Source organism: Microcoleus sp. AT9b-C3, assembly GCF_036705485.1.
Lineage (GTDB): Bacteria > Cyanobacteriota > Cyanobacteriia > Cyanobacteriales > Microcoleaceae > Microcoleus.
The window spans coordinates 1-22762 of sequence record NZ_JAUBUR010000045.1; the positions used below are offsets into that span (position 1 = coordinate 1).

A 22762-nucleotide genomic window follows, 5' to 3' on the forward strand; every position below is an offset into this window, starting at 1 on the left:
TTCAGCTCCGAGTTAACCATTTTTCTTCATTTTACATCATCTTGCATTTGTCTCACATTTATTTGAAATGACTATAGATACACAAATTGCTGCTTTGGGCGATCGCCTCGGAGCTTCTCCCCGTTCCGTGCAAGTGCGAGATTTAGGCTATCGCTGGGGTTCCTGCGGGCACAAGGGAGATTTATATTTTCATTGGCGAGTGGCGATGCTACCGCGAGTGATGATTGAGTATCTGGCGATTCACGAAATGGTGCATGTGATTGAACCGCACCATAATCATGCGTTTTGGAATAGAGTCGAGCAGATTTTGCCAGATTTCGAGGAACGTAAGCGTTGGTTAGCTGAGAATGGGGTGAATTATGACCTTTAGCGAATCACAGGCGACGGCATCTATCTATAAATTAGTGCAGCGAAGTCAGAAAACTAGCATTGAGAAGCCAATGAGTTCACACTGCATTCGACAAAGTTTCGCTTCCACCCTTAGCTCTTCCACCTTTTGGTGAGCTTTTTGTGTGATGGGGCCGAGGCACTTACAACGGAAAAGCCATCTGGCGCAATATTTCCCATTCTCTCTGACGACTTACCTGGGGCTAGAACTGCAACCCAACCAGCCCACATTGCTGGAAGTTCTCAAAAAATCTGTACCCATCGAAGACGGCCTCTATCCCGTCGAAGGTAGCGACAACTTGTTTCTAATTCCCTCCGACGACGGTCTAGACGCCGCCGCCGACTACCTATCCAGCAGCGGCGTCGGCGCTACCCTGTTGCTGCGCCGCCTCGAACCAGTTGCCAAAGCCTTTAAATTTTGTATCATTGACGCACCCCCGCAGCGCTCGCAGATTTGCCTAACCGCAATCGGCGTCGCCGACACCGTAATCGTACCGGCCGAAGCTTCCGTCAAAGGCTAGGGTTCCCTAGTGCGGACACTCGACTTGCTCAACTCCATGAGAGATGTCCGAGCAACTAACGCTACCGTACTTGGAGTGCTGCCCTTCCGCGACCGTTGGATTGGCAACACTCAAACTCTAGAGAGCCGCCTCGCCATAGAAGGAATGAAAGACGAAGTTGAAAACGAATTAATTCTCCCTTCAATCCGAGAGTCCGAACAGTACAAAAAAGCCATTAACAAACGCCAAACTCTTAGCAGATTAGGACATCCAGACTTAGAATATCCCTTTGAAATTCTGTTCGCTAAAATCGAGTCTCTTTTACAACAAAAAGTACAATGAGTGACAGCATCCTCGACAAAATTTGCTCCAACCGCAAGCGAACAGTTGTTCCAAGCCGAGAAGATACTTTAATCTACCCAAAACAGGGGAGCGAACACATTGCCCAACCGGAACATACGGAGAACGAAGCTTCAACCGAAATTACTAATTCCAGTTCAACCTTAGAGGAGTTAAAAGTCGGTTAGTCATGCATAGTAATGATAATCAAACTTTTTGCTCTATAGATAAACTGGGGTTATACTCATGAATAAAATACCAAATAGATCCCAGATGATTGGAGAGTTTTTTAGAAAACGAAAGAGTTTTCCTTACCAACCGCGATATTCTTTGTCTCATCGTATTATTAAATATTTCTATATAGTTCGTTTTGCCACTATTCTTGGATACCGCTTTGTGTCTTTTTTTTAGGAAAAACTATTCCGTAAGCACTCCAAAAGTCTGTATAGCTGACAGCACATTGACGATAGATTTTTGGTAAAGAATCCCACAATCCCCTGGCACCAGTTTCATCTCTTTTACCAATATATACTCCTACAATTTCTTTAGTCAATACATCAATGGCGAACCAAATCCACTGCTTGTTACCCTTGAAACCAACAAATGACGACATTTCATCCCATTGAATTATTAGCTTACTTTTTTTTTTAGGTTACTTGCACTTCTCTTTTGACGGCTCCTAATTTCTGATTGACATAGGACTGTAGCCACCGTTCAGAAACTCCTGTAGCTCGTACGCTTCCTGCCAAAGATATTTTCTCTAGTAATAGCCTATCTCTCAATTCTCTGGTTGATTTAGAAATAGGTTGATGCCTGGGATTCATGACAAATTGTCTGCCACAATCTCGACATTGAAAATTTTGTTTGCCAGTGTGAGTATGACCATTTTTTACAACGTATTGAGAGTCGCACTTGGGACATTGCATAAGCTAAAAATTAAGAAAAGTTGGATAATAAGATTATAACCATTATCATTGCTAATTTCTACATCAAACGTTTCCCTTGTAAAACTCAAATTAGACTCACAATATTTTACAAGAGCGAATAAGATGCTCTCGAAGGTAATACGCTCTTGAGGAAGCAGTTTCGACAATTGCATTGAGCAGCAGCAAACATGACTCATGCAAATTTCTTGACAAAGGTCCCGTTTGATCAATCTGTAGAAAATACTGAATAGCTCTTTCCAAGTAGAACGCAGTATTCACTCCTGAAAATAAACGAGTTCCCCCTTGTTCTCTTTGATGCTTTGATAAAATGTGTATCCCCGGTTCAAAGAAAATTGAGCGAAAGTGATAGATAAGTGACGCTAATCCTTCAAACACATCTGGATTACTTCCAGCATTCATAACGAATTCAAGTAGCAAGTCTTTGCCAAGTACAATATCTTGATTTTCATAATCAACTTTTTGCCAGGGCGTATCAGCGTGTAACATATTACGAATTAACTTTTGTCTTCTATCCTGATGCGTAGATATAGATTCACTGACAGCAAGCTCAATAGCTAACTCTTGCACTTTCTGCGATAATTCTTTCCATAATTGCCAATAAACTTCTTTCTTATTTGCTCTTTCAGCAATTAAAGCGACTTCTAAAATCAAATAATCTATGAAATTGGGTGCTATGTTACAAGCCTCCCTCAAATGTTCAATATAGGGTGGGAAGCTGGAATCATGTAAATGAAATATATGTCTGGCAAACCTTTTCAAAAAGCTAAGCCGAATTTTATAGTCGATTTCGATTTCCTTCTCTCTTCTAGAATTGTGAGTGTATTCTTGCTGCTCAGATTCAAAAAAGAGAGCCAGCATATTCGATAGCAATTTAATGTGGCTAAGTTCTGTTGAGCTATCTGGTATTATCAAACATGGGCTTAAAAGATACCAATGGCTATAGGTTTGAAGGGTTATTTCTTCAAACTCGCTAGGAATTTCACCGCGTGCAAATCGTTCGCGGAATCCATCTTTCCTTTCTTGCAATTTAGTAATTTCAGCTTCTTTATCAGCACCTTCTAGGCTATATATTCGTCTCTTCGCGAATCGGTTATCTTGGTCTTGCTCAAAACGGGCATACTCAAGTGCCCCAATAAAGCATTTCTGGGCAAACTCAGGATCTCTTTGCCAAAGATAATTTCTGATACCCTCCGCTGCTTTGTGTCTAACATTTTCATTAACGTGTGTTAGTGCAATAGCAATTAACTTTTTAACGAGAAGCTTCTCCTGCTCATTAGAAAAAAAATCCAACAAGATTGGAAGAACAGATGCCGCAGCAAATGCACCGTCATGATCTGTCGCATCTGCAATTGCAGATGCATTATCTGAATCTGCATTCGCTCTAACTGCTTGAATTATTAATTCAGCACACCACAAAGCATCTTCTTTAGTCAGTTTACTTGAATAATCTCGAATAAAAATAACAGCAGCAGTGACAACATCACCAAAATGCATTGCTGCCAGATCATCAACAGCACCAGACTGGAGTTCATCAAATAACTCTTTGGCTTCAGCGAGAGCCTCATGCAACGTTGCATAGTATTCCTTCTCTAGCGGTTCATGTTCAAAGGTTTTCCTTGACCAAACATAAAGTGCAGAGAAGCGGTTTTGCATTAGCAACCTTTCTTGAGCTTGCTGCTGAATATCCTTTAGGTCAGGTTCTAAATCTTCAGGCTCGAAAATAATTCTGTTATTCTCTTTATCCTCTACAGGTTTCCAACTACGACTATCAATCCTATGTAAGAGAAACCGTGTCGTTTCATCCTGAGACTCAGATGCACGGATCAAATCAATAGCGGTAAGTGCTTCATCTCTCCACTCGGAAAACTGAAGGCGTACAATCAACGTCTCTAAATGTTCCGTCCGCCACGGACGCAGGGCAGCAGTACGTCTCTCTTCTGAATAAAGTTGAGAGAGCGCATCAAAACTAGAACGATGCCAATCAATTTCATTGCCACCTCGTTCATGAATAATCCGACTTCGATCCATATGATAAAGCTCAGCATTACGTAGAAGTGGTAATGCAAATTTCCCAACTTTTGCAGGAAAACCTGTTGCTACAGAAGCCAAAACTGCTGTAGGCATGACGGAATTACTATTTTGTAAAATGTAGTCAAATAGCCATTCTAGTTGATCTGATTCAGAATACTCTGCGTATGCGATTAGCCAGTTCTCAAGCGCCATGAGAGCAGACTGCAACAAATAAGGAGTTACAGAATATCCACGATATGCAGCCCAAAGGCGTCCAGAGTAATGCTGCTGAATTTTTTCCCCATCGTTTAACTGGATAGTCAACGGTTCAAATATGGGCTTTGAAGGATCGCGTTGTGTCGATGAGTAGCGGTCTGGTGCATCCAAGTCGGAATAAGCATATTCTTCTGCTGCAATGTTAAGTAGTTCCAAAATGAAGTCTAAGCCTTTTCTTGGGTGGAAACGTAAAAGATGTTGGAATGGACCTTTAGCTCCACTGGCAGGAGAAAACTCATATCGATCTTTGTGGAGACGAAAGTAATGATTTACCCCTACGGCGCTGCTGTAACGGTAACTATGCTCTTTCTTGGATTTCTTAAATAACCACTCAAAGTGTGCCAACTTGATTAGTGTATCTGGGTCATACTTACAAAAGAAAGCGGCTTCAACTCCCTGAAACGCCATTTTGCAAAATTCTTCAACATAATGTGGTCGGCGCGATCGCCTGAAACCGTCATCAAAATCATCAATAAAAATAGGTTGCAAAAGCTCTTCTAGGCTAGTTCCCATAGCTTGTAAACGTTCTTCGAGCTCTTTGTTCTTATCGACATTACTAGGTAAAACTTCTTGCTGTTCTGCAAAACCCTTAGCTTGATCTGCAAAAACATCAGTGTTTAAAAGACTTGAAAATTCTTCCTGTATCGCCGGAATAGTTTTTATGATAATGCTAAGCAGTTTTTTCCTGTCGCCATCATTTCTGTATGATTCCTTAAGAAGAGCTAAGAGGTGAAGAGCTAGTAACCCTACTTCACGAGCTGGCAATGGTAGGTCTTCATATAAATTTAATAGAGAAGACCAACTATTTAGGACTGCTGTTACATGCGGTATTAAACTCTCAAATAAAAAATTTTTATTCTCAAATAGAAAACAAATCATGGCTTTCCAGCCCTGACCATAGGGTTTAAGAAGTAAGGCGTCAACTAAAGCTTTATCATCACTTTCTTTGAGTTTGGAAGTGAATGTTTGATCTGGTGTTTGGCAAGCTATTCGGAGAATGAAGCAAAAACGTTTCAAAAGTTCTCCATCGTCTAAAAAAAGCTGAGCTTTTAAAGAACTGAGGAATTCATCTGGATTATCGCCTTGAAGTATCGCAGCAATAGTTTCATCCTGCCAATAGTTCTGAATATCTTGACTAGTAATAACAGAGCGCACAAAATTATTAACATTCTCACAGTACCTTAACTTTTGATGAAGCCACAAGCGAAATGCACGGTTTATTGCGGGTTCATGACCGATTGCATCAAGGAAGCCTTGTATTTTACCTGAATACCTTCGATAAGCATCCTCAATATATTGGTCAAGTGCCCAGTCCTCTAGAACATCATGCGATGGACTAACAAGATTATTCGTGGAATCGCGACGAACTAAGTTATCTTCTTCGAGCTTGAATATAGCATCACTATCGAAATCAGCTTCAGGAACCCCAGAGACCATTTGCTTAGCTCGACTGACTGCGATATTGATGAAGGTTTGCTTTCGCTTAAGCGGCATTCCATTTACTCGATTTTGTTCTTTGGCAATTACATTTTGCCAGACTGCAATGCGGAACTCCTTCTCACCATCCTGAGACGTAAATTCCGTCCCAGTTTGAAGAACCCTGTATGCTAAATCTGCAAAAAACGGCGATTTTAGCAAGGGTTTCAACTTCGGATTTTCAGAAATTTTTTGTAAGGGTTCAAGTCGTTCACAGAGATTCTGAACTTGATCATTACTAAAACCGTTTAATGTAAGTGTTTGAAAGTTAACTCCAAAAGGTTGAAGATAGTTAAATGTTATTTGTTGATACGCATAGTTACGACCAGTAGCCATCACAATCCAACCTTGATGCTTGCTCAGTAAATGAAGCAAGTCTTTAAATGCTGTCATTTTCTCTAACTCAAGAAGCTTTTCCAGCGACTCAAGGATTAAGTACTTTTTAGGCATTAGAGCGAAACCCGCTTCTAAATCACGAAGTGAACTTCTTAAGCCCATTGCTGAAAAAACATTATCGAGATGGGGCTGGTCTAAATCCTCGGTGCGTAGACAGAATATAGGAGCACTTTTACTTATGTAGTCTGAAAACCCTCGTATCAGGCTAGATTTCCCAGAACCACGCTCTCCGCAAACAAAAACGAAGTTGGAGGTCTCTGTCAAACTGAGCAGTTCAGAGAATACATCTGGTTGTTCAACATGAACACAACCAACAGTAGTCCTTATACCACCTAAAATGTAATTGCCATGTGCCTTGAGCTTGGTAATATCTGATTCCCAACTGGAGGAACTAACAGTACTAAATGCAGTCCGAATATCTTCTGGCAGAGTCTCTAAAGTGATTGTTCCTGCATTTTGATTAAAAATTTGAACAGCATCAACAATTCTTGTCCACAAAGACGGTGCGGATTCATTTGTATATTGGGCAATTAGAGAATGAAGTAATGATAAGGTGCTTCCTGATTCTGTATCCAAATCGTAGCCAATGAGATAAAAGACTTTTAAAAACTCCCATAACTGCTTATTAGAAAGATCAGTTTCACCATTAGCCCTCTTCAACTGCGTCTGGAACGCTGCCAACTTTTTTCTTTTTGCATCACTACTAAAGTGGGCAGTGTTAATTTTAATAAAAAATTCTTCTTCATGTTCAGCGTGCCTTGCCCACTCCAGAATAGGTCGCACATCGTTTGTGTCAGTTGCGCTTAGAGGACCTGTGATAAGAGCGAGAGCATCAGTGTTAGGATTGAAACTTTCGTCATTGAAATCCTTCCAGGTACTTTTAATGACTTCAGCGAAAGTTTGATCTTTTTCTGTGATGGTGATTTCATGCTTGATTTGAGCCATCAACCTTGCTTCTTTCTCTGTTTCTGGCTGTTTGGAAAACACAATGAAATCATCAGTATTAAAGCCAGCGTAGCGCCCTTGAAGCTTAATTTTTATAATTGGAAAAGGTGGTATGCAAGGCGCAAGCCTGCCCGAAAGCATAAGAACAGTAAAAGCTGCTTGAACTCGTGTTTCAAAATTTCCTCCACCTCCCCCCGTGGAAAAGGGGCTACTTTGCTGTTTTTCTGGCTCTAGCATTTATCTTCAGTGCTTCTTCTTTGGATTAACCTCTTTATATTAGCTTTTTAACTCATTGATCGCTCTCAAGAACTACGTTCCAGAGATTCTTGCCTAATCTGACGAATTGCAAACAGGCAGCCTTCAACTACGAGTGGAATATCTCTGTATGGAGCCAAATAACAATTTATTGTATAGAGTATTACTGTAGATCCTCCCATTTAGGGTGAATGAACGAATCTCTTGCTGTAGATCCACCAATTTGGGATACATCTACAGCAAAACGGCTGTGTATTTTGCTGAATCAAGGAAGGTCTACAGCAAAAGCAGTTAAACCTGATATGCTTCAGGTAACGATCACATCATTTGCCAATCTCGCGACACGACCGAAACGCTAAATTAAGCTTTGATTAAAGAAATGCCTGGTATTTCGAGGAAAGACTTACTCTGTCCTTTACCCCATTGGCGTAATCTATGGATTCCAACCCATCAAAATCTGAACGGAGGAGATCCGCTTCTGGGCGAGTTCGAGGAGTTATCCTATCGCCTGCAAGCAGAATTTGAGATCATCGTGTGGCGATCGCTTGCTAATGGGCCACCGCTGGACGAACTTCTGTCGAGCCTGCTGAAGTTTCTCATGCACCTCTATGGGGAAGATCCCATCATTTCCACCACGCTCGATCCGCAGATTTCCAAACTGATGCAGTCTCTGCGATCGCGATCGCTCTGATTGGGTAGCGATCGTCGACAACACCTACGCGATGCTCTTGTCTTTACCCCTGTCTTATAAATTAATATTGAGGCCTGAGACTTAATCGCAGCCTGCCTCCGATTGACCGTCGCCTCCTTCAGCTCCTTTTTTACCAGAGCTTGCTTGTACTGGATGACGAGAGCGATCGCACGCTTGTCTGTCCAACTGAAGAAACTGAGAAACTAAAGTTGGTGTGGGTGGCTGTCCCATTACCACTACAAAGAATTATTTTAAGTCCTTCTCATAAACTAACCAGGTATTGGTACTCGTGCGATCGCGCATTCATCTAGCGCCTTGATATCTTGGTTGAAGCCTAAGTCAAAAGTAGCATTAGATGGTATGGTCGCATCTATGAGCTCGGCAGCGGCAGGCTGGAGGTTTACAACCGGAACAATAGATTTTAGCAGCCGTGGGTTCCGAACTCGCGCGGCCCTGCATGCGATCGCGCCAATCGGCGTAGAGTTAGGACTGTGGCAGGGCAGCTCTCAAAACCAGACAATGCTATGGCTGCGGTGGTGGGACACCGAGGACAATTTGCTGCTGACAGGTGCAGAACGAGCCTCTAGAACCCAACAAGCACTTTTTGATAATTCTTGGGGTGTTAGGAATGGGATTGAATGCAGAGCAAGTGGGATAAGCCCTGGGTTTATCAGTAGAGTTCGTCAGGCAGCATTCCCAATCTTGATGCAGCTAAATTTGGCTTTCCCGCACAAGAATTGTGGATTCTCAATCTAGCAAACCTTGCAGTGCATCCGGCTATCGCCGTTACTCCCTAAAAAACCAAGGGCTCTCGTGGTCAGGGGGTAAATTTTTACCCGACTGTCAATCTCTGCCAGACTCTAACATTTTACCCGATAGATTGTCAGAGTTAGCCAGACAACAAAATTGAACCCGACTGTCAAGCTTTGTCTGACAACAACATTTTGCCTTATTATCAAGGTCAGCCTTACACTCGTTTTCAGCCTCAACGGAGTGCAAAAACCAGACAGCCCAGCCTCAAGTTGATTGCTGGCATAACGGCTGCTATGCTACAAAATCGCTTCATAAATTTTAGCTACCTGCCAATTTTCTCGCACTTGCTTAACTTGATTCTTAATTCAACTTAGATACTGTAACTTGATTATTAAATCAATCCAGTCTTTGTTAAAAACGCTAAAAAATTAGCTAATTTTTGCGTCAGCTAAAGTCAGGCATTTGCAGTATAAAGTCAGGCGTTTGCAGTATAAAATCAGTGAGATTACAGGCATTTGCAGGGGGTGCACTTTACCTGTATTTACCCGAAAATATCCTGCAAATGCCTGAATTTTTCGGTCAAATTGCTGCCTTTTTGTGCTGTTCGTGTCTTTGCTTGTTGAGGTTGGTTTTGGCGATTCTCAATCGGTAGCAAGCAATGGTTTTGTCCGTACAAAGCTTTATTTATTACTTTTAAATAAAAACAATGCACCTCATGAATGCGGACTTCTAGCCGCCAGGTCAGGTTTAAGACTTTCTTAAGCTTTAATGACAAATGTAGCTAACTGTAATACAAATTAAGCTGAATATTATACAGCTATAAGAAATGAAAGGAATAAAAGAGCTGACAACGCCCTCGCCTGTCGAGCAAACACTTTAAGCAAATGGATAGATTGTCAGTTATTGATTCGCGATCGCAACCAGTTATCCTCAAATGGCGGGGGTCACTTTACGCCCCTATTTTGCTCTTTTGGGGTGAATTTGAAAGTAGTTATATATTTATAAAATGAGATAAACTCAACTATTATCATGGCTATGAAGCTCAAAAATTTGCCTCAAAGTCAGCCAAATCAGTCAAATCAGTCAAACCAGCCAAATCAGAGACTTTCCAGTCGGCTGGAAATAAGATTGTCTGACTCTGACTACAATCAAATTAAAGCAAAAGCAGAGCAAGTCAATTTGAGCATGAGCGACTTCATGCGCCGTGCAGCTTTGAGGAGAACCATGCCACGCCCTCTAGCTGCATTTGACTTAAAAGCCTATCAAGTGTTATGCAAGATTGATGCCCAATTGAGAATTGCAGGAAACAACCTCAATCAGATTGCTAAAGCTTGCAATAGTGCTGTGGCATTGGGAGAACCAGTTGTTGTCAATACAGGACTCTTAGAAAGCGTACAGCAACTCATTCGAGAAAACGGGGGTGCAATTAAAACAATAGTTGCAAACCTCGCCAAATCTACAGTACGCTAATTATTAACAAGCCTGGGCTTTACCGCCTGAGCAATCGATTCTGTGCAACTGACGGCTTTTCGGTTATGATTGGCAAACAAATCAAAGGTACAGGCTTTCGGGGCTGCCTGAACTACGTGCTGGGCAAAAAAGACGCCGCTCTAATTGGCGGTACTATGTGCGGACAAACTCCTGAAGAACTCGCTGCTGAATTTGCCATCGCCCGACAACTAAGACCTAACCTGAAAGTAGCAGTTTTTCACGCCACTTTATCTGTCGATAGCACCGAAAAACTAGAAGATTCTGAAGAAAATGACCAGCGCTGGCTGGCGCTCGCAGCCAACTACATGAAAGCGATGGAATTTGACAACAACCAGTACGCCGTTGTCAAGCACAGCGATACAGAACACGACCACATCCACATCGTCGCCAGTCGCATTTGCCTAGATGGAGGTGTTGTTGACGATAGCTGGGACTATTACAAAAGCCAACAAACTATTCGCCAACTCGAACGGAACTACAGCCTGGAAACTGTTACACCCAGTTGGGAAACAGACAAGCGAGCTCAGACTACAGGAGAACACAGGCAATTAAAAAGCAAGGGAAACAAGAGCGTCAGGGTGCAATTGCAAGACCTAATTGATGAAGTCACCCAAGACAACCCAAGTATGCCAGAATTCGTTGAGCGGTTGCAGCAACAAGGCGTAGAGGTGCAAGTCGGATTGACTCGAACTGGCTTCAGTAAAGGCATTTCTTACAATTTAGATGGAGTCGCTTTAAGTGGCACTCAGTTGGGTAAAGCCTACACTTTTTCAGGATTGCAGAAGCATCGAGGCGTTAGCTATGACCAAGGGCGAGATAACGCCCTAATTGAGGCTTTAATGCAGCCACAACACTTAGCTATCGCCCCCAGCGAGGCAGAGGAAAATGAGTTAGAGTTGTCACAATCTGAGCTCGCAGCAACCGCACCTGCAACGAGTGCAACAGCAAATGAGTTAGAGTCGTCACAATCTGAGCTCGCAGCAACCGCACCTGCAACGAGTGCAACAGCAAATGAGTTAGAGTTGTCACAATCTGAGCTAGAAACAACCGCACCTGCAACGAGTGCAACAGCAACACCAAATAAATTAGAGTTGTCACAATCTGAGTTAGTAGCAAGCCCACCTGCAACAGTAAATGAGTTAGAGTTGTCACAATTTGAGCTACCAGCAACCGCGCCTGCAATTCCTGCAACAGCAAATGAGTTAGAGTTACAACTGTCAATCCTGCCAGAAAGGAATGAAACTCAGTGGCAAAAAGTGCGTTCGCATCTCGCAGTCGAGTACAGTTTACCTTTAGAGTTACTCGATTTATTGTACTCTCATTCTTGGCTGTATGCCGGCTCAGAAAAGGCTGTTTTTACAGGACGGACGCTTGAGGGGGAAGCCCGGTTCGCTTTTGTTCTCGATGAAAGAGGCAACTTTACTACAACCCATCCCCTGTCATCTGAAGCTGCTTTCTGGGTAGCCACTACTGGAGAAATTGAGCGAGCTGTGATTGCTTGTAACCCAATAGAAGCCCTTTCAATTTTGCTTATTGAACAGGATAACTCTACAACAGCACCAGCGACACTTTACCTAGGAATTGAACGAGCTTCACAACTGCCTCTACAATTCTTACACGAACTCGATAGCGTTATTATAGCGATAGCAGAAGATTCTCACCTCGCTCGAAATGCGCTCTCGTTGCTACCGAATGCAGAATTTGCTAATCCACAGTCAAGTTGGAATGATATCTGGATACAATTAATTGAGCAAGAACAGCAAGCTCATAAACAAAATAACCAACAGCATAAACAGCACATTCAAGACATTGAGCTGGATTAGTTATTGCCTCTAAAAAAATAACTCTTATTTAATAAAAGCATTATCTCAAACTTTTCCTAATAGCGAGATTAATTACTGATAGTCTGTAATTAATTATTACAAATTTTTCAATATATTGAGCGACTATTTTGGCGGGATTTGCTAAATATATTGAGACTGGCTTGCCAAAATTTTTGGTGAGCCTACTTTGGTAAAAATAAATTATTTATACGTTTGTTCGTACTAAATTTTACGAAAAAAACAAATTTATAAGCGCTATCGCGCCCAAAAATAAAGCATCGGACAAAAAAATGGAACTATCGCAAACCTACACCTATTACTTCAATAATTTAACCTGTGTCCACCCAACAGAAAACGAACTGTACATCATGGGCAGGGAAACAACACTTGTACTAAATTTTCAACAAACAAACTATCAAACGCTCGACCAAATAATCTACGCTCTGCGACTTGTGAGAGACAAAAAAGTCCAACACAGAAAGGCAATTATTGAGCAAGAAATGCTGGTCTTAAACTTCCCATTCACTGACTGAAGAAAGCAGCAACCATAGCAACAACGCCAGCAACAAAGACAGCAGCACTGGTAGCAGCAACGGCAGCAACAAAAACTACGAGCTAAAAATCGACTGGTAATTAAATGATGCCGGAGAGACAAGTTTGTTTCTCCGGCAGCCAATAACAAACATTAAAACCACATTCAAAAATGGCAAACTCTCATGGCAGGATACGTGTATCTCCTGCACTAAGAGCAAGCCGATATGTTCGAGGCGTCCAGCGAACACTACGTCGGCTGCACAATCATATTTGGACGAAAAGCTTCTTCTGATATAAAAAGGCCGAGCCGAGGGGCAAAGTTTTGTGGCGCTGCCCGAGAACATCGCTTTCAGATGAATAGCGTATATACTTGAAATAAAACTATCGAAGATATTAAACACAACGAGTCAGTACAGCTATGTCTGCTAAAGATGTCTTTCACGAAGTCGTTAAAATCGCTCTCCAGAAAGATGGATGGCAGATTACTCACGATCCATACACTTTACAAGCAGGAACTCTAGAACTTTACATCGACTTGGGTGCCGAAAGGGTGGTTGCGGCCGAAAAAGACGGACAAAAAATTGCCGTTGAAATCAAAAGCTTTATTGGCCCCTCCAAAATTTTCCAGTTTTACACAGCATTAGGACAATTCATTAGTTATCGAGCAGCTTTGCAACAACAAGAAACTGACCGCCTTTTATACCTAGCAGTACCCAGCAATGTCTACGATAGTTTTTTTACAATGGGGTTTATTCAGTCTTTAATTCAACAAAACCAAATTCATTTAATTGTTTACGATATAGAGCAGGAGGCGATCGCACAATGGCAAATGTAGACCTTTATAGGCAGCACATCCAAAATCTGCTCTCCCAACACGCTAGCCTGGTTTGGGATGAGCGCATTCAGGCTCAAACTATCTTTGATACCGAGCGCGATCATTATCAATTAGTATATGTGGGCTGGCGTAATCAGCGGCGAATTTATGGCCCGGTTTTGCACGTGGATATTATCGACAATAAAATTTGGATTCAGCAGGATGGAACCGAGGTGGGTATTGCCAACGAACTTGTAGAATTAGGAGTTCCCAAACAAGACATCATACTTGGTTTTGACCCCCCTAATATGCGACAATTAAGTGAATTTGCGATCGGATAGATTACCCTTAAGTGTTAAAAAGTTTAGCTTTTTTGAAGGCTACTTTTTTTAATACTTAACCACTTTCGTCAGCTTGCATAATTTTGGCAACTGGGTGTTAGATTTCGTACTTGAACTTAACACCCAGTTGCTTGTGTGTAATTCCTGTATCTATTGCTTTCGCCAATGTGCCTCAACCCCTCGTCCCCAACATTCCAAACGCCCAGTATCCCTTTCCCGGCGCCATAGACGGCAAATCAAATCAATTCCCACTGTTGGACACCGTTCCTGCAATTCCCTAATCGAGAATTCTTGAGGCAAATTGTTAATTGCATCCAATACGATCGCCGTTTTAGTTCCTTTTGCGGATGTAACATATCCTACCCACTGCTCAAACTCCCGATAAGCTGATAGCAGCATGACTCCCAAGAAATACTCCCACGCCTGGTAATAAGTTATGCTGCCCTTCATGCCATCCTTGGGAAGAGGTAAAATAACCCCTGTACTAAAAGGAATGTGGGTATAATTGGTGTGAATTGTAGTTAGCACGTCCCGATAACCCGCAATTTCTTGTTCTGAACGATCGCGGGGCGTTGTTTTTTCTGTTACTAATTTCTTAATCAGTTCTAGTGGCACAATAATGCGTTCAATGCGGTTAGAATATTCGGTACTCTGAATAACCGCTCTAGGGACACAATAATGCGTTCAATGCGGTGAGAATATTCGGTACTCTGAATAATCGCAGCTTGGCGCAAAGTGCCTAAAACTTGTGGGGCTTGTTGTTTGAATAACTCCTGCGTTCCCTTTTATTTTACAAGCAAATGAATTGTTTGCATAAGTCTTTGGTTGAGCTGTTGACTTTCAATTAACCCCTCTTCAAATGATAGCATATCTATTTTATCTCCTTTGTATTAATTATAAACATTTATCGCCGTCAATAACTCGGATATTGCGTGCGCTCGCATCAAAACTTTGAAACCCGATTGCAAGCAGAACCGACGCCAAATCCAGATAAATAAGTAAGGCGATAGTTGCTTTTAGCCATAGCCCTTGCCTCTCTAGTTGTCCAAGGTTTGACGCTCAGCAAATCGGGTTCAGTTTCCAGTTGCCTTAAATAAGAGCGATCGCCCGTTACTTCCGCAATCGCCTGAGCCAGGAATTTGCAACAGCTCAAAGGAGCCTGAACCACCTGCTTTTCAGTAAACCTAACCACAATCCAATTCCACTCTAAGAATAATTGATTGCGGCGCATATCGCTGTCAGCATCGCAGCAGTGAGTGGGCTTCTTAGATTTGCCAGCATAAGGTTCATCAATCTCGACATCAATTCCTATCCCAGATGGAGTGTGAATTACAGTAAAATCTGCTGAATAGCTTCTCTGAGATGACGGAATTTTAAACTCTGCTGCTTGGACAACTTCCTCGAAATATTGCTGTAAGTATTGCAAAAAGCGTTGTTCACTCACTCCTTGCTGAGCTTGAGATATGCCATTAGGACTAACCCGAAGTGACATCAAATCCTTGAGCAATCGATTTCTGGAATCTAACTCAAATTTTGCGCTTTTTAAACCTGTCTGCAACCCTTCTTTTTCCACCTTAAAACTAGAAAATTCTTGCTGTTTATTCGAGGATAAATATTGATGGGATAATATATTTTGTTGATGGTAATCAAGAACTTGCTGCTTATACCTGGATACCAGCTTTTGGCGACAACCAAACACATAACTATAAGCAGCCGCAATTAAACATGAATAAGCAGCTACTACCAACAGCATTTCCCACCACAGCCAACCCCAAGAAATAGCTAATAGCGGAAGTGCGATCGCACCATAGAGCCAAAACACCCAAATTAACCACAGCAACTTGACAGGTAACACCACAGGTGGTTGAGGCGGAGTCAGCAAAACAACAGGTTGCTCGAATTGTTGAGTTTCTTGAAGTTGGGATGAGGTGGCACAACTAGAACTTGCCTCTGGCAAAGGATATTGATGGCAGAATTGCATTACCACTTTTGGGGAAAAAACTATAGGATAATTCATAACTTTAAATACTCCTTTTTTTAAGAGCGCGGTCGCGCTATTTTTAAGAAAGTTTTTTGAATTGTATGCAAAAAATCACTCAGTCTAACTCACAAAATTTAACTCATTCTCAACCAGGTAGCAAGATTCAAAACGACAAACAAATCTCTCTTAAATCCGACCCGGCAACAATGGCTGCGCTTACTCAACTCGAAGAACGCCGCGATTATTATCACACCTGCATCAACGGAGGATACTAAGCATGAATTTAGCCACAGCGACGCTTGCTCAAAGTTCAATAACTGCGGCTCAAGTTTGGCATCAACTAGAATCAGCAGAAAGCTCAGAAGAAATCGACCAACTGCTGCAATCCCTTTGGCAAACCCAAGAAACCCAGGAACTTGCTGTAGATGCCCATGCCGACTTAGCCGACCAAATTGATGCCGAAATTGCAGGAATTACAGCCCGGATGCAGTATTTGATAGAGCTGCATTCAAGAGCTCTCAACAAACTCCAGGGGTGGAGAGAGCGGTTAGACCAAACCGTTCTCTACTTCAACGAGTGCGGCGTGTTAACTTCCGAAATTATTGGCAAACACCGCCGCATTACTGTCAAGGAAAATCCGCCTACTTGTGAAGTTTTGATTGACCCATCTCAACTGCCAGAACCCTATCGCCGAGTCGAAACAAAAACCGTAATTTCTGCCGACAAAAAGGCGATTTCAGACGCTTGGAAACAAGGAATGCCTGTAGATGGCACTAGGGTTTTCCGCAAGCGCAAAGTGGTTTACAGCTTGCTTCCAGGTAACAATTTGCACTCTCTTCAAGCCAACCAGACGCTTGAGAGTCGTTCTTCGGATAAAACGCCGTCCAAAAAACGGCGTTAGCCATCTTTTCAGGTGTCAGAAATGCCTGGGTCTGACACCTGAATTGTTAAAGCTCTCCGAATTAGACACCTCCGAATTAAAAATTTCCGAATTAGAGTAGAAAACGCTTGTTTTGTAAGAGCGACAACTTAATTTGGGTCGAGATATCTTACAAATCAATCCAGTATTGAGGGTTCTCAACTTCTTCTTCGGTGACGTTGAATAAGTTTGACGCTCTACCTTTAATAACCCCGTTAGCAGCGAGGTTCAAACCTCCCAATTGCTGACTGTTTTCACCTTCTCCAAAAGCAACGCGAACAAGTGCATCGCTATCGCTATCAGAGAAATAATCCCGTTGGCTTTCCATTCCCGATGCGACAAAGGGACTCCCGTTATACCTGATAGGGTTAGCGGGAGGGGAATTATCGCTAATTAATAAATTGCCCGAGCGTGAATTCTTATTTTCAGGATTGATATTCATATCCGTCAGCCTTGTGAATGGTTTGAAGGTATTTAGGGTGTACGTCAAATTTCCTTTCCGGTAGTTGTAAAACAAAACTAGGTCTAAACCGGATAGCAATTCGCCCTGTATATAAACCCGCGAATTTCCCTGAAGAAATATCAGCTTTAACGATATCTCCAGTCCTAAAGCCCTGAAAGTATTTGGCTTTAGGAGCGTGAGCTTTTGGGAATCCGTATTTATCAGATCGGCATCGCTGTCTGGTTCCGTGTCCTTTAGCTTTAACAATTAAAGGCTTGACTCCTTTAAGCAAAAGCTTTTCTGGTGTAGATGCTCCTACACAAGCCGCATCAGCCCAATGTGTCTTTTCAATGCCCCTAGTCTGGCGGTTGAATTTTGTCCGACCACCAGAACCTACCTCTACTGGTAAGCCTGCAGACTGAAGTCTTCTATACAACTCCCATCGGGTAGCATTGACTGCTGCGGCATCCTTGAGCGGCGATGAAGCTCGAGCTAAAACTCGTTTGAGAACCTCCGGCTTTTTCTTTAAGAACTCAACAACCGATTTGTTGCCCTTAGCTTGATTGCACGAATGGCAACTCAGGCAGAGATTGCTAACTCGGTTAGAACCACCTTTGCTTCGAGCCTGGATGTGTTCGATCTCAAACGGAACATTTTCAATGCCGCAGTAAGCGCATTTCCTGCCCCATTTTACCAACAAATACTCTTTGACTTCAAATCCAAATAATTCGCCTCGCTGGTACTCTACGCCGCTAATTTCTGGGTTTTGCACCTGCTGCAAATCAAATCTCACCAACTCCTGAGAAATAGCGGTAACAGGACAAACTTTCCTAATTCGCTCCACCCAAGTTTCAATGTTGGCAATTCGACTCTCAAGAGACGGTGGCAGCCAGCCCTGTTTGCGGGTTCGGTTTAAGAAACGAGGTTTGCGGTAACGAGTTTTACGGTTGCGGCGACCTCTTCTTAAGGATCTGCGAGACTCAAGGGAGTCTTTAATCTGCTGCCCTCTGTGAGTTATTTCCAGAGCATTTGTAACGCGCCCAGTTGGCTCTTGAACGACAGCAAGACCAGTCGTTTTGCTGCCGGGGTCGATTTTAATGCGGTGCGGGTGAGTTGTAGATTCTTCAAGAGTTCTGTCTTGCAGCACGATGGTGAAAGGGTAACGTTTAAATACTTTAGCCCTCCCTTTTTTCAGTAGTTCTCTCGCCCGCGCTTGATGGCAGGGGTCAAGAGGTTTCAGGTTTCGATCTAGCACGAAAACTCGCATTACTTTGAGCCTCTCATTACTGGTAAAGTTGGCCTCGACAATGTTATTTGAACTTGTTAGGTACAGCTCACTGGCTTAACTCAATTACGCCTGTTTAAAACTGTACGAAAGAGCTACAAACTGGCACGTATTTGTAGGTTTCATGATTCAAATAACGTAGGTTGCAAAAACCTCAGTCTGGTCAAGTTAGAGCTGTTTACCAGCTCCCGTTATACCCTTCAGGTTGACGGTGAGTTCTTGACAGTTGTGCGAACTACTTTCACTTTTTTTCTCCACATTGGGATTGTCATTCTGATTGTAACACGCTACTTCTTTCTTCTAAACCCCTCCAATTGGAGGGGGTGACTATCACTCGGTAGCAGGAATTTGTGAAGGAACAACCTTGTCAAAATCTGGACTATTGCCGTGCGTAAGTCCTAACAATGTAAAAACTCGAATTCAGGAGCTAATCAATGAGTAGAAGAAAACTTACCCCAGAATATCGTTCCACAGAATGGGTAGCTGGGGAAGGACTAAAAATCCCAGTCTTTGATATGTCCTTGACTGACGGTAGAGTAAAGGGGCGGTACCAAGCTGAATCAGAAGTGCTGCGTAACTCCCTGCTTGAACTGCTTTTTGAACCTGAAGAATTAGCATCCCTAACCATCGTTAAACCAGACCCAAATGATAGCAGCTTCGACCCTCTCAAAAACATCGACTTCGGAGATGGTATTACCAGAAGAGTTGCTTTCAGCTCCGGCAAAAATGTGTACTTTGCAGACATTGAACTCTCAACCAAACTGTTGAGCGTATTCAAAACCCAACCCGACCACGCCTGTCGCTACGGCTCACTGCTAGTTAGCAGTTGCAACCAAGGAGCCAAATTGTTAGATAGCTCCCTTGACGGCGAAACCTTGCGAGTCAAAATTGTTGATTCTCAAAGCGATGACAAGAGTGAAAAAGCGAAAGCTCATAAGTGGCAAACCGGAGACTGTCACGGCAAAATTTCACCGGCACTAGCCCAACAATTGGGAGGTAATGACAACCGACCTTTTCAATTCAGATTTGCCTGGATGCAGGAATGGGAACAAGAAGACTGCCACACTCCAGAAATTAGCTTTCTTGCCAAAGGAACGCTGTTGCCTGATGCTAATTTAACCTCCGACTTGGGTTATGATATCATCATGGATCGCTCCTCTATCAAAGGAGTTGCCGCATTGCAATTAGCTGAACTTATCCCCTGTGGCGACTACGAATTTCCCAAAGCTATACTAGGAAATCGAGGCAACGCCAAAGTAACTGAATACGAAAATTCCTGGCAATTTTCGATTTGGTATTCCGAAGCAGCTATTGGGGCTGACATAGCCACACCAACTAAAGCGGAAGCCCAAAAGCTAGCTGACTTGCAAAATAACCGGCTGCAACTTGCCAAATACTTAGTGGAGCAGCACGACAAAAAAGCTGCTTTTCAATCTAGCCTTCACGAAGACAGCAGCGGATTAGAAGATGAAGCAGATGAAAAAGCCCAGCGCAACGAATCCCGGCTAATTTCAATTTTGAGGAACGACAAACTCGGCCAACTCCTCGACTTTCCCAAAGTCGTCGATTTCATGCAAGAACAACTGGCTAAAAAGTGGAAAGACTTAGCAATTAAAGGAGCAATTCATCACGGTTCAGCAATGGCTCAACCTTGTGAAAACCTCAAACCCGGTACAATTGTTGCCCCCCACTTGCGACACGGCACAGAAGTTATCGTTACCCGATACCCAATTGTCAGTAAAGATAACATCCGCCGCTACACAGTAGACAACAAAAGCCAGCCTGAATTAACGCAGTACAAAGGGTGCGTTTTTATTCGCTCTGACCAAGCCATGCAGCATCATCAATGCGATTTTGACGGCGATCAATTAGTGATTACGCCTGCTTCCCGAATGCCGAATGTCGCCTCTGAAACTAGGCACGCTAATCAAGAGAATGAGTACGATGCAGTTGAGAAGCGAGAGAAAGTTGACTACAATAAAGCTACCGATAGTGATGGCGATCGCAAGTATACCAAATTGCGGCAAATTGCCGTAGCGATCGCCCAAAATAAAATCGGCTGGGTGGCTACCTTAATCGGGAGAGTGCAATCGTCAGCAGCAGAACCGGGACAGCCAGAAAGTTTATTCAATCAACAGAAGCGGCAGCTTCTTGGAAAGCTGTTTGATGCCCTGCAAATTGAAGTGGACAGTCCCAAAAGTGCTACTCGTACAGAAGACCACCACCCCACCCTGCTGTCCAAGGCTAAGCAGTGGTCAGAACAGCACCCAAGCTACTTATTTGACTACAAAGACGACCCCAGGCTTTACAAAACCGTGCCATTACCTATAGGAGACGGCACCGCTATCAATTGCATTGCTAGGGAGGCTGTTAACCCTGAGTGGGAACCGACTCGTCTAAAAAGCCGTCACCGCGACGAATTTCGCTACTTGTTTGAGTCTCCTTCTGACTTAGATGAGCGAGAAAAATGGGAGAAACATTATGTCAGGTGGGCGCAAGATATTAAGGAACGCTATCGAGAAAGGATGGGTGAAATTCACTTGGAGTGCGGCGGCGATTCTAAGGCAATTAAAGAAGCCGTCAGCAAGTTATACGAGAGCTTAAGAGCCGATGTGACCGAAGCTTTTCCCAACGCTGAAGAACGGTTTTCTGTTGCTAGTGCAATGTGGCACGTCGAAACCGCAAATCCCAACTTAGAAGTTCCTCGCAAAGCTTGTAAGGAACTTTCTCGCCAACTGCTGATTGAATTCAACCTTGAACCTGAGTACGAGCGACTGCACGAAGCAATGCCAAAAGACACTTACATTCTGAGCGTCCCTTTCGAGGAATTTGAACTGGACGGTAGCAATAAGACTGTCAGGGATAAGAAGCGACAGCCAGTTGGCAAAGACTTAGCTGGACATTGGAAAGAATTGTTAGACAGCAAAGGCATTAAATATGAAGCAACTTTGCATCCGAGCCTGCCAATGGTCAATTTTGCCTTAATTGAACCAAGCGAAAAACTGGTGGGAATTCTTGAGAATAAGTTTTGCGAAAATGCCAACGACATCGACAGTTTGGACTTAACCTACCGTGATGGTCTGGGCCGCACCAAAGATGTCAGTTCCCGCATTGTAGCTCCTGCTGATTATACTTGGCTTGAGTCCCAAAACCAAACACCTAAAGCAGCATTGGTTCTCAATTTGTTTACAGATGAAATTTGCCAGCAATTGCAAACCTTTCAGTTTGACAGAGCTGAACTGATTGGGCAGAAGTACAATGACTTGAAAGATGTTGACTTTAGCAGTCCTAAATGGAGGCACAAAACATTGACTTTTGAGGTGGGTTCTGTTAGCGGTAGCGGTTCGAGGCGCGACGGTAGCCCTATTGTCCTCCTTGACGGACAAGAATTAGCCATGTTCTCTGCTAATTCACCTAAATTGCCGATCGGCACTACCTTTGAGGCCACTATTGAACCCTCGCCTAAAGGTAGTGCTCTAATCTTAAAGATCGACCCTAGTTCCGTGCGACTCATTGAATCAGTGGAGGAACTTGCAGAAGTCGCGCCAACTTCTTCTCAAGGGCGAGCGTCATCCGTATCCCCAACTCCTTGTCAAGGGCGAGCGCCATTCGTATCCCCAACCCCTCGTCAAGGGCGATCGCAATCTGTATCCCCAACCCCTCGTCAAGGGCGATCGCTTGTATCGCCAACCCCTACCCAAAACAAACCGCCATCTCAACCCCAAGACATTGCTGCCAGCCCCGCCCACCTCTCACAATTGCTGAAAGATGCGATTTCTGAAGCATATAACCAAACTGGAGCAACTAAAATCCCTGTGGGAAACTGGACAGCTTTTATTAGCAATAATCGCAATAATCTTAGGTGTTTAGTCTGAGATGAAGCTGATAATCCGGTATTAGCTGCTGACTTGAAAACAGGTCAAATCATTAAAAAGCTTTCTGAAAACAGCAGCGCTCACTTTCTCAAATACCTCTTAAAAATCGATGCTGAATTAGCAGCCCCATCCTCAAACAATAGAGTTGCAGACGCACAACTTTAACCTAATTTAGGAAGTTATATTATGTCCGCTAACTAGATCGTAATTGCAATTCTACTACTTTGCTGTGGCGAATTTACCAATACCCGCTCATGCGAATCATAGAAAAAGCGCAAACCT

21 protein-coding genes and 1 pseudogene are annotated in these 22762 nt (G+C 43.1%); 15 read left to right on the forward strand and 7 right to left on the reverse strand.

Going from position 1 to position 22762, the window contains the following annotated elements; all coding sequences use genetic code 11:
- Nucleotides 1-67: 67 nt before the first annotated feature.
- From QUB77_RS27365 to QUB77_RS27380, 4 genes are all read left to right on the forward strand, one after another.
- Complete coding sequence (locus QUB77_RS27365; RefSeq protein ID WP_333179620.1) at nucleotides 68-370, forward strand: M48 family metallopeptidase; 303 nt, start codon at nucleotides 68-70, stop codon at nucleotides 368-370.
- Nucleotides 371-515: 145 nt separating this feature from the next.
- Entirely contained in the window at nucleotides 516-908 is a 393-nt protein-coding gene (locus QUB77_RS27370) for an AAA family ATPase (protein WP_333179623.1), read from the forward strand.
- A gap of 9 nt (nucleotides 909-917) precedes the next feature.
- Nucleotides 918-1229, forward strand: a complete 312-nt coding sequence (locus QUB77_RS27375; RefSeq protein WP_333179625.1) for a hypothetical protein — start codon at nucleotides 918-920, stop codon at nucleotides 1227-1229.
- A complete protein-coding gene (locus tag QUB77_RS27380) occupies nucleotides 1226-1414 on the forward strand; it encodes a hypothetical protein (protein WP_333179627.1) in 189 nt (62 codons plus the stop codon). Before QUB77_RS27375 ends, QUB77_RS27380 begins: the two co-directional genes overlap by 4 nt.
- Nucleotides 1415-1433: 19 nt before the next feature.
- On the opposite strand, the pseudogene QUB77_RS27385 reads toward QUB77_RS27380, so the two are convergent.
- Nucleotides 1434-2152 (reverse strand): annotated as a pseudogene (locus QUB77_RS27385) (IS1 family transposase).
- Nucleotides 2153-2248: 96 nt separating this feature from the next.
- A complete protein-coding gene (locus QUB77_RS27390) occupies nucleotides 2249-7513 on the reverse strand; it encodes a hypothetical protein (protein ID WP_333179630.1) in 5265 nt (1754 codons plus the stop codon).
- Nucleotides 7514-7722: 209 nt separating this feature from the next.
- On the opposite strand from QUB77_RS27390, the gene QUB77_RS27395 reads away from it, so the two are divergent.
- Both QUB77_RS27395 and QUB77_RS27400 read left to right on the forward strand, forming a co-directional pair.
- Nucleotides 7723-7890 (forward strand): hypothetical protein, encoded by a 168-nt coding sequence (locus QUB77_RS27395; protein WP_333179633.1) that lies wholly within the window; start codon nucleotides 7723-7725, stop codon nucleotides 7888-7890.
- 20 nt (nucleotides 7891-7910) lie between these two features.
- Nucleotides 7911-8222, forward strand: coding sequence for a hypothetical protein (locus QUB77_RS27400; protein WP_333179636.1), 312 nt, complete (start codon nucleotides 7911-7913; stop codon nucleotides 8220-8222).
- A gap of 81 nt (nucleotides 8223-8303) precedes the next feature.
- Here the strand turns inward: QUB77_RS27400 and QUB77_RS27405 are convergent, their stop codons facing one another.
- Entirely contained in the window at nucleotides 8304-8453 is a 150-nt protein-coding gene (locus tag QUB77_RS27405) for a hypothetical protein (RefSeq protein WP_333179638.1), read from the reverse strand.
- Between the two features lie 141 nt (nucleotides 8454-8594).
- Between QUB77_RS27405 and QUB77_RS27410 the strand changes: the two genes are divergently transcribed.
- From QUB77_RS27410 to QUB77_RS27435, 6 genes are all read left to right on the forward strand, one after another.
- Entirely contained in the window at nucleotides 8595-8978 is a 384-nt protein-coding gene (locus QUB77_RS27410) for a hypothetical protein (protein ID WP_333179640.1), read from the forward strand.
- A 1026-nt stretch (nucleotides 8979-10004) separates the two neighbouring features.
- Nucleotides 10005-10445, forward strand: coding sequence for a plasmid mobilization protein (locus QUB77_RS27415; protein WP_333179642.1), 441 nt, complete (start codon nucleotides 10005-10007; stop codon nucleotides 10443-10445).
- Between the two features lie 65 nt (nucleotides 10446-10510).
- Nucleotides 10511-12289: a relaxase/mobilization nuclease domain-containing protein gene (locus QUB77_RS27420; protein ID WP_333179645.1), complete on the forward strand. Its 1779-nt coding sequence runs from the start codon at nucleotides 10511-10513 to the stop codon at nucleotides 12287-12289.
- A 290-nt stretch (nucleotides 12290-12579) separates the two neighbouring features.
- Nucleotides 12580-12822, forward strand: a complete 243-nt coding sequence (locus tag QUB77_RS27425; protein ID WP_333179647.1) for a hypothetical protein — start codon at nucleotides 12580-12582, stop codon at nucleotides 12820-12822.
- A gap of 419 nt (nucleotides 12823-13241) precedes the next feature.
- Nucleotides 13242-13658, forward strand: coding sequence for an element excision factor XisH family protein (locus QUB77_RS27430; RefSeq protein ID WP_333179652.1), 417 nt, complete (start codon nucleotides 13242-13244; stop codon nucleotides 13656-13658).
- A complete protein-coding gene (locus QUB77_RS27435) occupies nucleotides 13646-13978 on the forward strand; it encodes a XisI protein (protein WP_333179657.1) in 333 nt (110 codons plus the stop codon). Before QUB77_RS27430 ends, QUB77_RS27435 begins: the two co-directional genes overlap by 13 nt.
- Nucleotides 13979-14128: 150 nt before the next feature.
- Here QUB77_RS27435 and QUB77_RS27440 read toward each other — a convergent pair whose 3' ends face one another.
- The gene (locus QUB77_RS27440) at nucleotides 14129-14593 is read right to left on the reverse strand and encodes a hypothetical protein (protein ID WP_333179660.1); all 465 of its coding nucleotides are present in this window, start codon (nucleotides 14591-14593) and stop codon (nucleotides 14129-14131) included.
- A 328-nt stretch (nucleotides 14594-14921) separates the two neighbouring features.
- A complete protein-coding gene (locus QUB77_RS27445) occupies nucleotides 14922-15995 on the reverse strand; it encodes a hypothetical protein (protein ID WP_333179663.1) in 1074 nt (357 codons plus the stop codon).
- Between the two features lie 65 nt (nucleotides 15996-16060).
- Between QUB77_RS27445 and QUB77_RS27450 the strand changes: the two genes are divergently transcribed.
- Nucleotides 16061-16234 carry a hypothetical protein gene (locus QUB77_RS27450; RefSeq protein WP_333179665.1) on the forward strand — a complete coding sequence of 58 codons (174 nt, stop codon included), beginning with the start codon at nucleotides 16061-16063 and terminating at the stop codon, nucleotides 16232-16234.
- Between the two features lie 2 nt (nucleotides 16235-16236).
- On the forward strand, nucleotides 16237-16860 hold the full coding sequence (locus QUB77_RS27455; RefSeq protein WP_333179668.1) for a siphovirus Gp157 family protein: 624 nt from the start codon (nucleotides 16237-16239) through the stop codon (nucleotides 16858-16860).
- Nucleotides 16861-17008: 148 nt separating this feature from the next.
- Here QUB77_RS27455 and QUB77_RS27460 read toward each other — a convergent pair whose 3' ends face one another.
- Together QUB77_RS27460 and iscB are read right to left on the reverse strand one after the other, a co-directional pair.
- Nucleotides 17009-17320: a hypothetical protein gene (locus tag QUB77_RS27460; RefSeq protein ID WP_333179671.1), complete on the reverse strand. Its 312-nt coding sequence runs from the start codon at nucleotides 17318-17320 to the stop codon at nucleotides 17009-17011.
- Entirely contained in the window at nucleotides 17304-18587 is a 1284-nt protein-coding gene (gene iscB / locus QUB77_RS27465; protein ID WP_333179673.1) for an RNA-guided endonuclease IscB, read from the reverse strand. The genes QUB77_RS27460 and iscB overlap by 17 nt, the downstream gene beginning before the upstream one ends.
- A 452-nt stretch (nucleotides 18588-19039) precedes the next feature.
- Between iscB and QUB77_RS27470 the strand changes: the two genes are divergently transcribed.
- A complete protein-coding gene (locus QUB77_RS27470) occupies nucleotides 19040-22480 on the forward strand; it encodes a hypothetical protein (protein ID WP_333179675.1) in 3441 nt (1146 codons plus the stop codon).
- Nucleotides 22481-22762: the final 282 nt, after the last annotated feature.

Coding starts and splice junctions, on each gene's coding strand:
- QUB77_RS27400 (WP_333179636.1), top strand. CDS start 7,911: ATGCCTGGTATTTCGAGGAAAGACTTACTCTGTCCTTTACCCCATTGG.
- QUB77_RS27455 (WP_333179668.1), top strand. CDS start 16,237: ATGAATTTAGCCACAGCGACGCTTGCTCAAAGTTCAATAACTGCGGCT.
- QUB77_RS27450 (WP_333179665.1), top strand. CDS start 16,061: ATGCAAAAAATCACTCAGTCTAACTCACAAAATTTAACTCATTCTCAA.
- QUB77_RS27435 (WP_333179657.1), top strand. CDS start 13,646: ATGGCAAATGTAGACCTTTATAGGCAGCACATCCAAAATCTGCTCTCC.
- QUB77_RS27415 (WP_333179642.1), top strand. CDS start 10,005: ATGGCTATGAAGCTCAAAAATTTGCCTCAAAGTCAGCCAAATCAGTCA.
- iscB (WP_333179673.1), bottom strand. CDS start 18,587: ATGCGAGTTTTCGTGCTAGATCGAAACCTGAAACCTCTTGACCCCTGC.
- QUB77_RS27370 (WP_333179623.1), top strand. CDS start 516: ATGGGGCCGAGGCACTTACAACGGAAAAGCCATCTGGCGCAATATTTC.
- QUB77_RS27405 (WP_333179638.1), bottom strand. CDS start 8,453: ATGGGACAGCCACCCACACCAACTTTAGTTTCTCAGTTTCTTCAGTTG.
- QUB77_RS27425 (WP_333179647.1), top strand. CDS start 12,580: ATGGAACTATCGCAAACCTACACCTATTACTTCAATAATTTAACCTGT.
- QUB77_RS27430 (WP_333179652.1), top strand. CDS start 13,242: ATGTCTGCTAAAGATGTCTTTCACGAAGTCGTTAAAATCGCTCTCCAG.
- QUB77_RS27380 (WP_333179627.1), top strand. CDS start 1,226: ATGAGTGACAGCATCCTCGACAAAATTTGCTCCAACCGCAAGCGAACA.
- QUB77_RS27470 (WP_333179675.1), top strand. CDS start 19,040: ATGAGTAGAAGAAAACTTACCCCAGAATATCGTTCCACAGAATGGGTA.
- QUB77_RS27460 (WP_333179671.1), bottom strand. CDS start 17,320: ATGAATATCAATCCTGAAAATAAGAATTCACGCTCGGGCAATTTATTA.
- QUB77_RS27395 (WP_333179633.1), top strand. CDS start 7,723: ATGAACGAATCTCTTGCTGTAGATCCACCAATTTGGGATACATCTACA.
- QUB77_RS27445 (WP_333179663.1), bottom strand. CDS start 15,995: ATGAATTATCCTATAGTTTTTTCCCCAAAAGTGGTAATGCAATTCTGC.
- QUB77_RS27410 (WP_333179640.1), top strand. CDS start 8,595: ATGAGCTCGGCAGCGGCAGGCTGGAGGTTTACAACCGGAACAATAGAT.
- QUB77_RS27365 (WP_333179620.1), top strand. CDS start 68: ATGACTATAGATACACAAATTGCTGCTTTGGGCGATCGCCTCGGAGCT.
- QUB77_RS27420 (WP_333179645.1), top strand. CDS start 10,511: ATGATTGGCAAACAAATCAAAGGTACAGGCTTTCGGGGCTGCCTGAAC.
- QUB77_RS27390 (WP_333179630.1), bottom strand. CDS start 7,513: ATGCTAGAGCCAGAAAAACAGCAAAGTAGCCCCTTTTCCACGGGGGGA.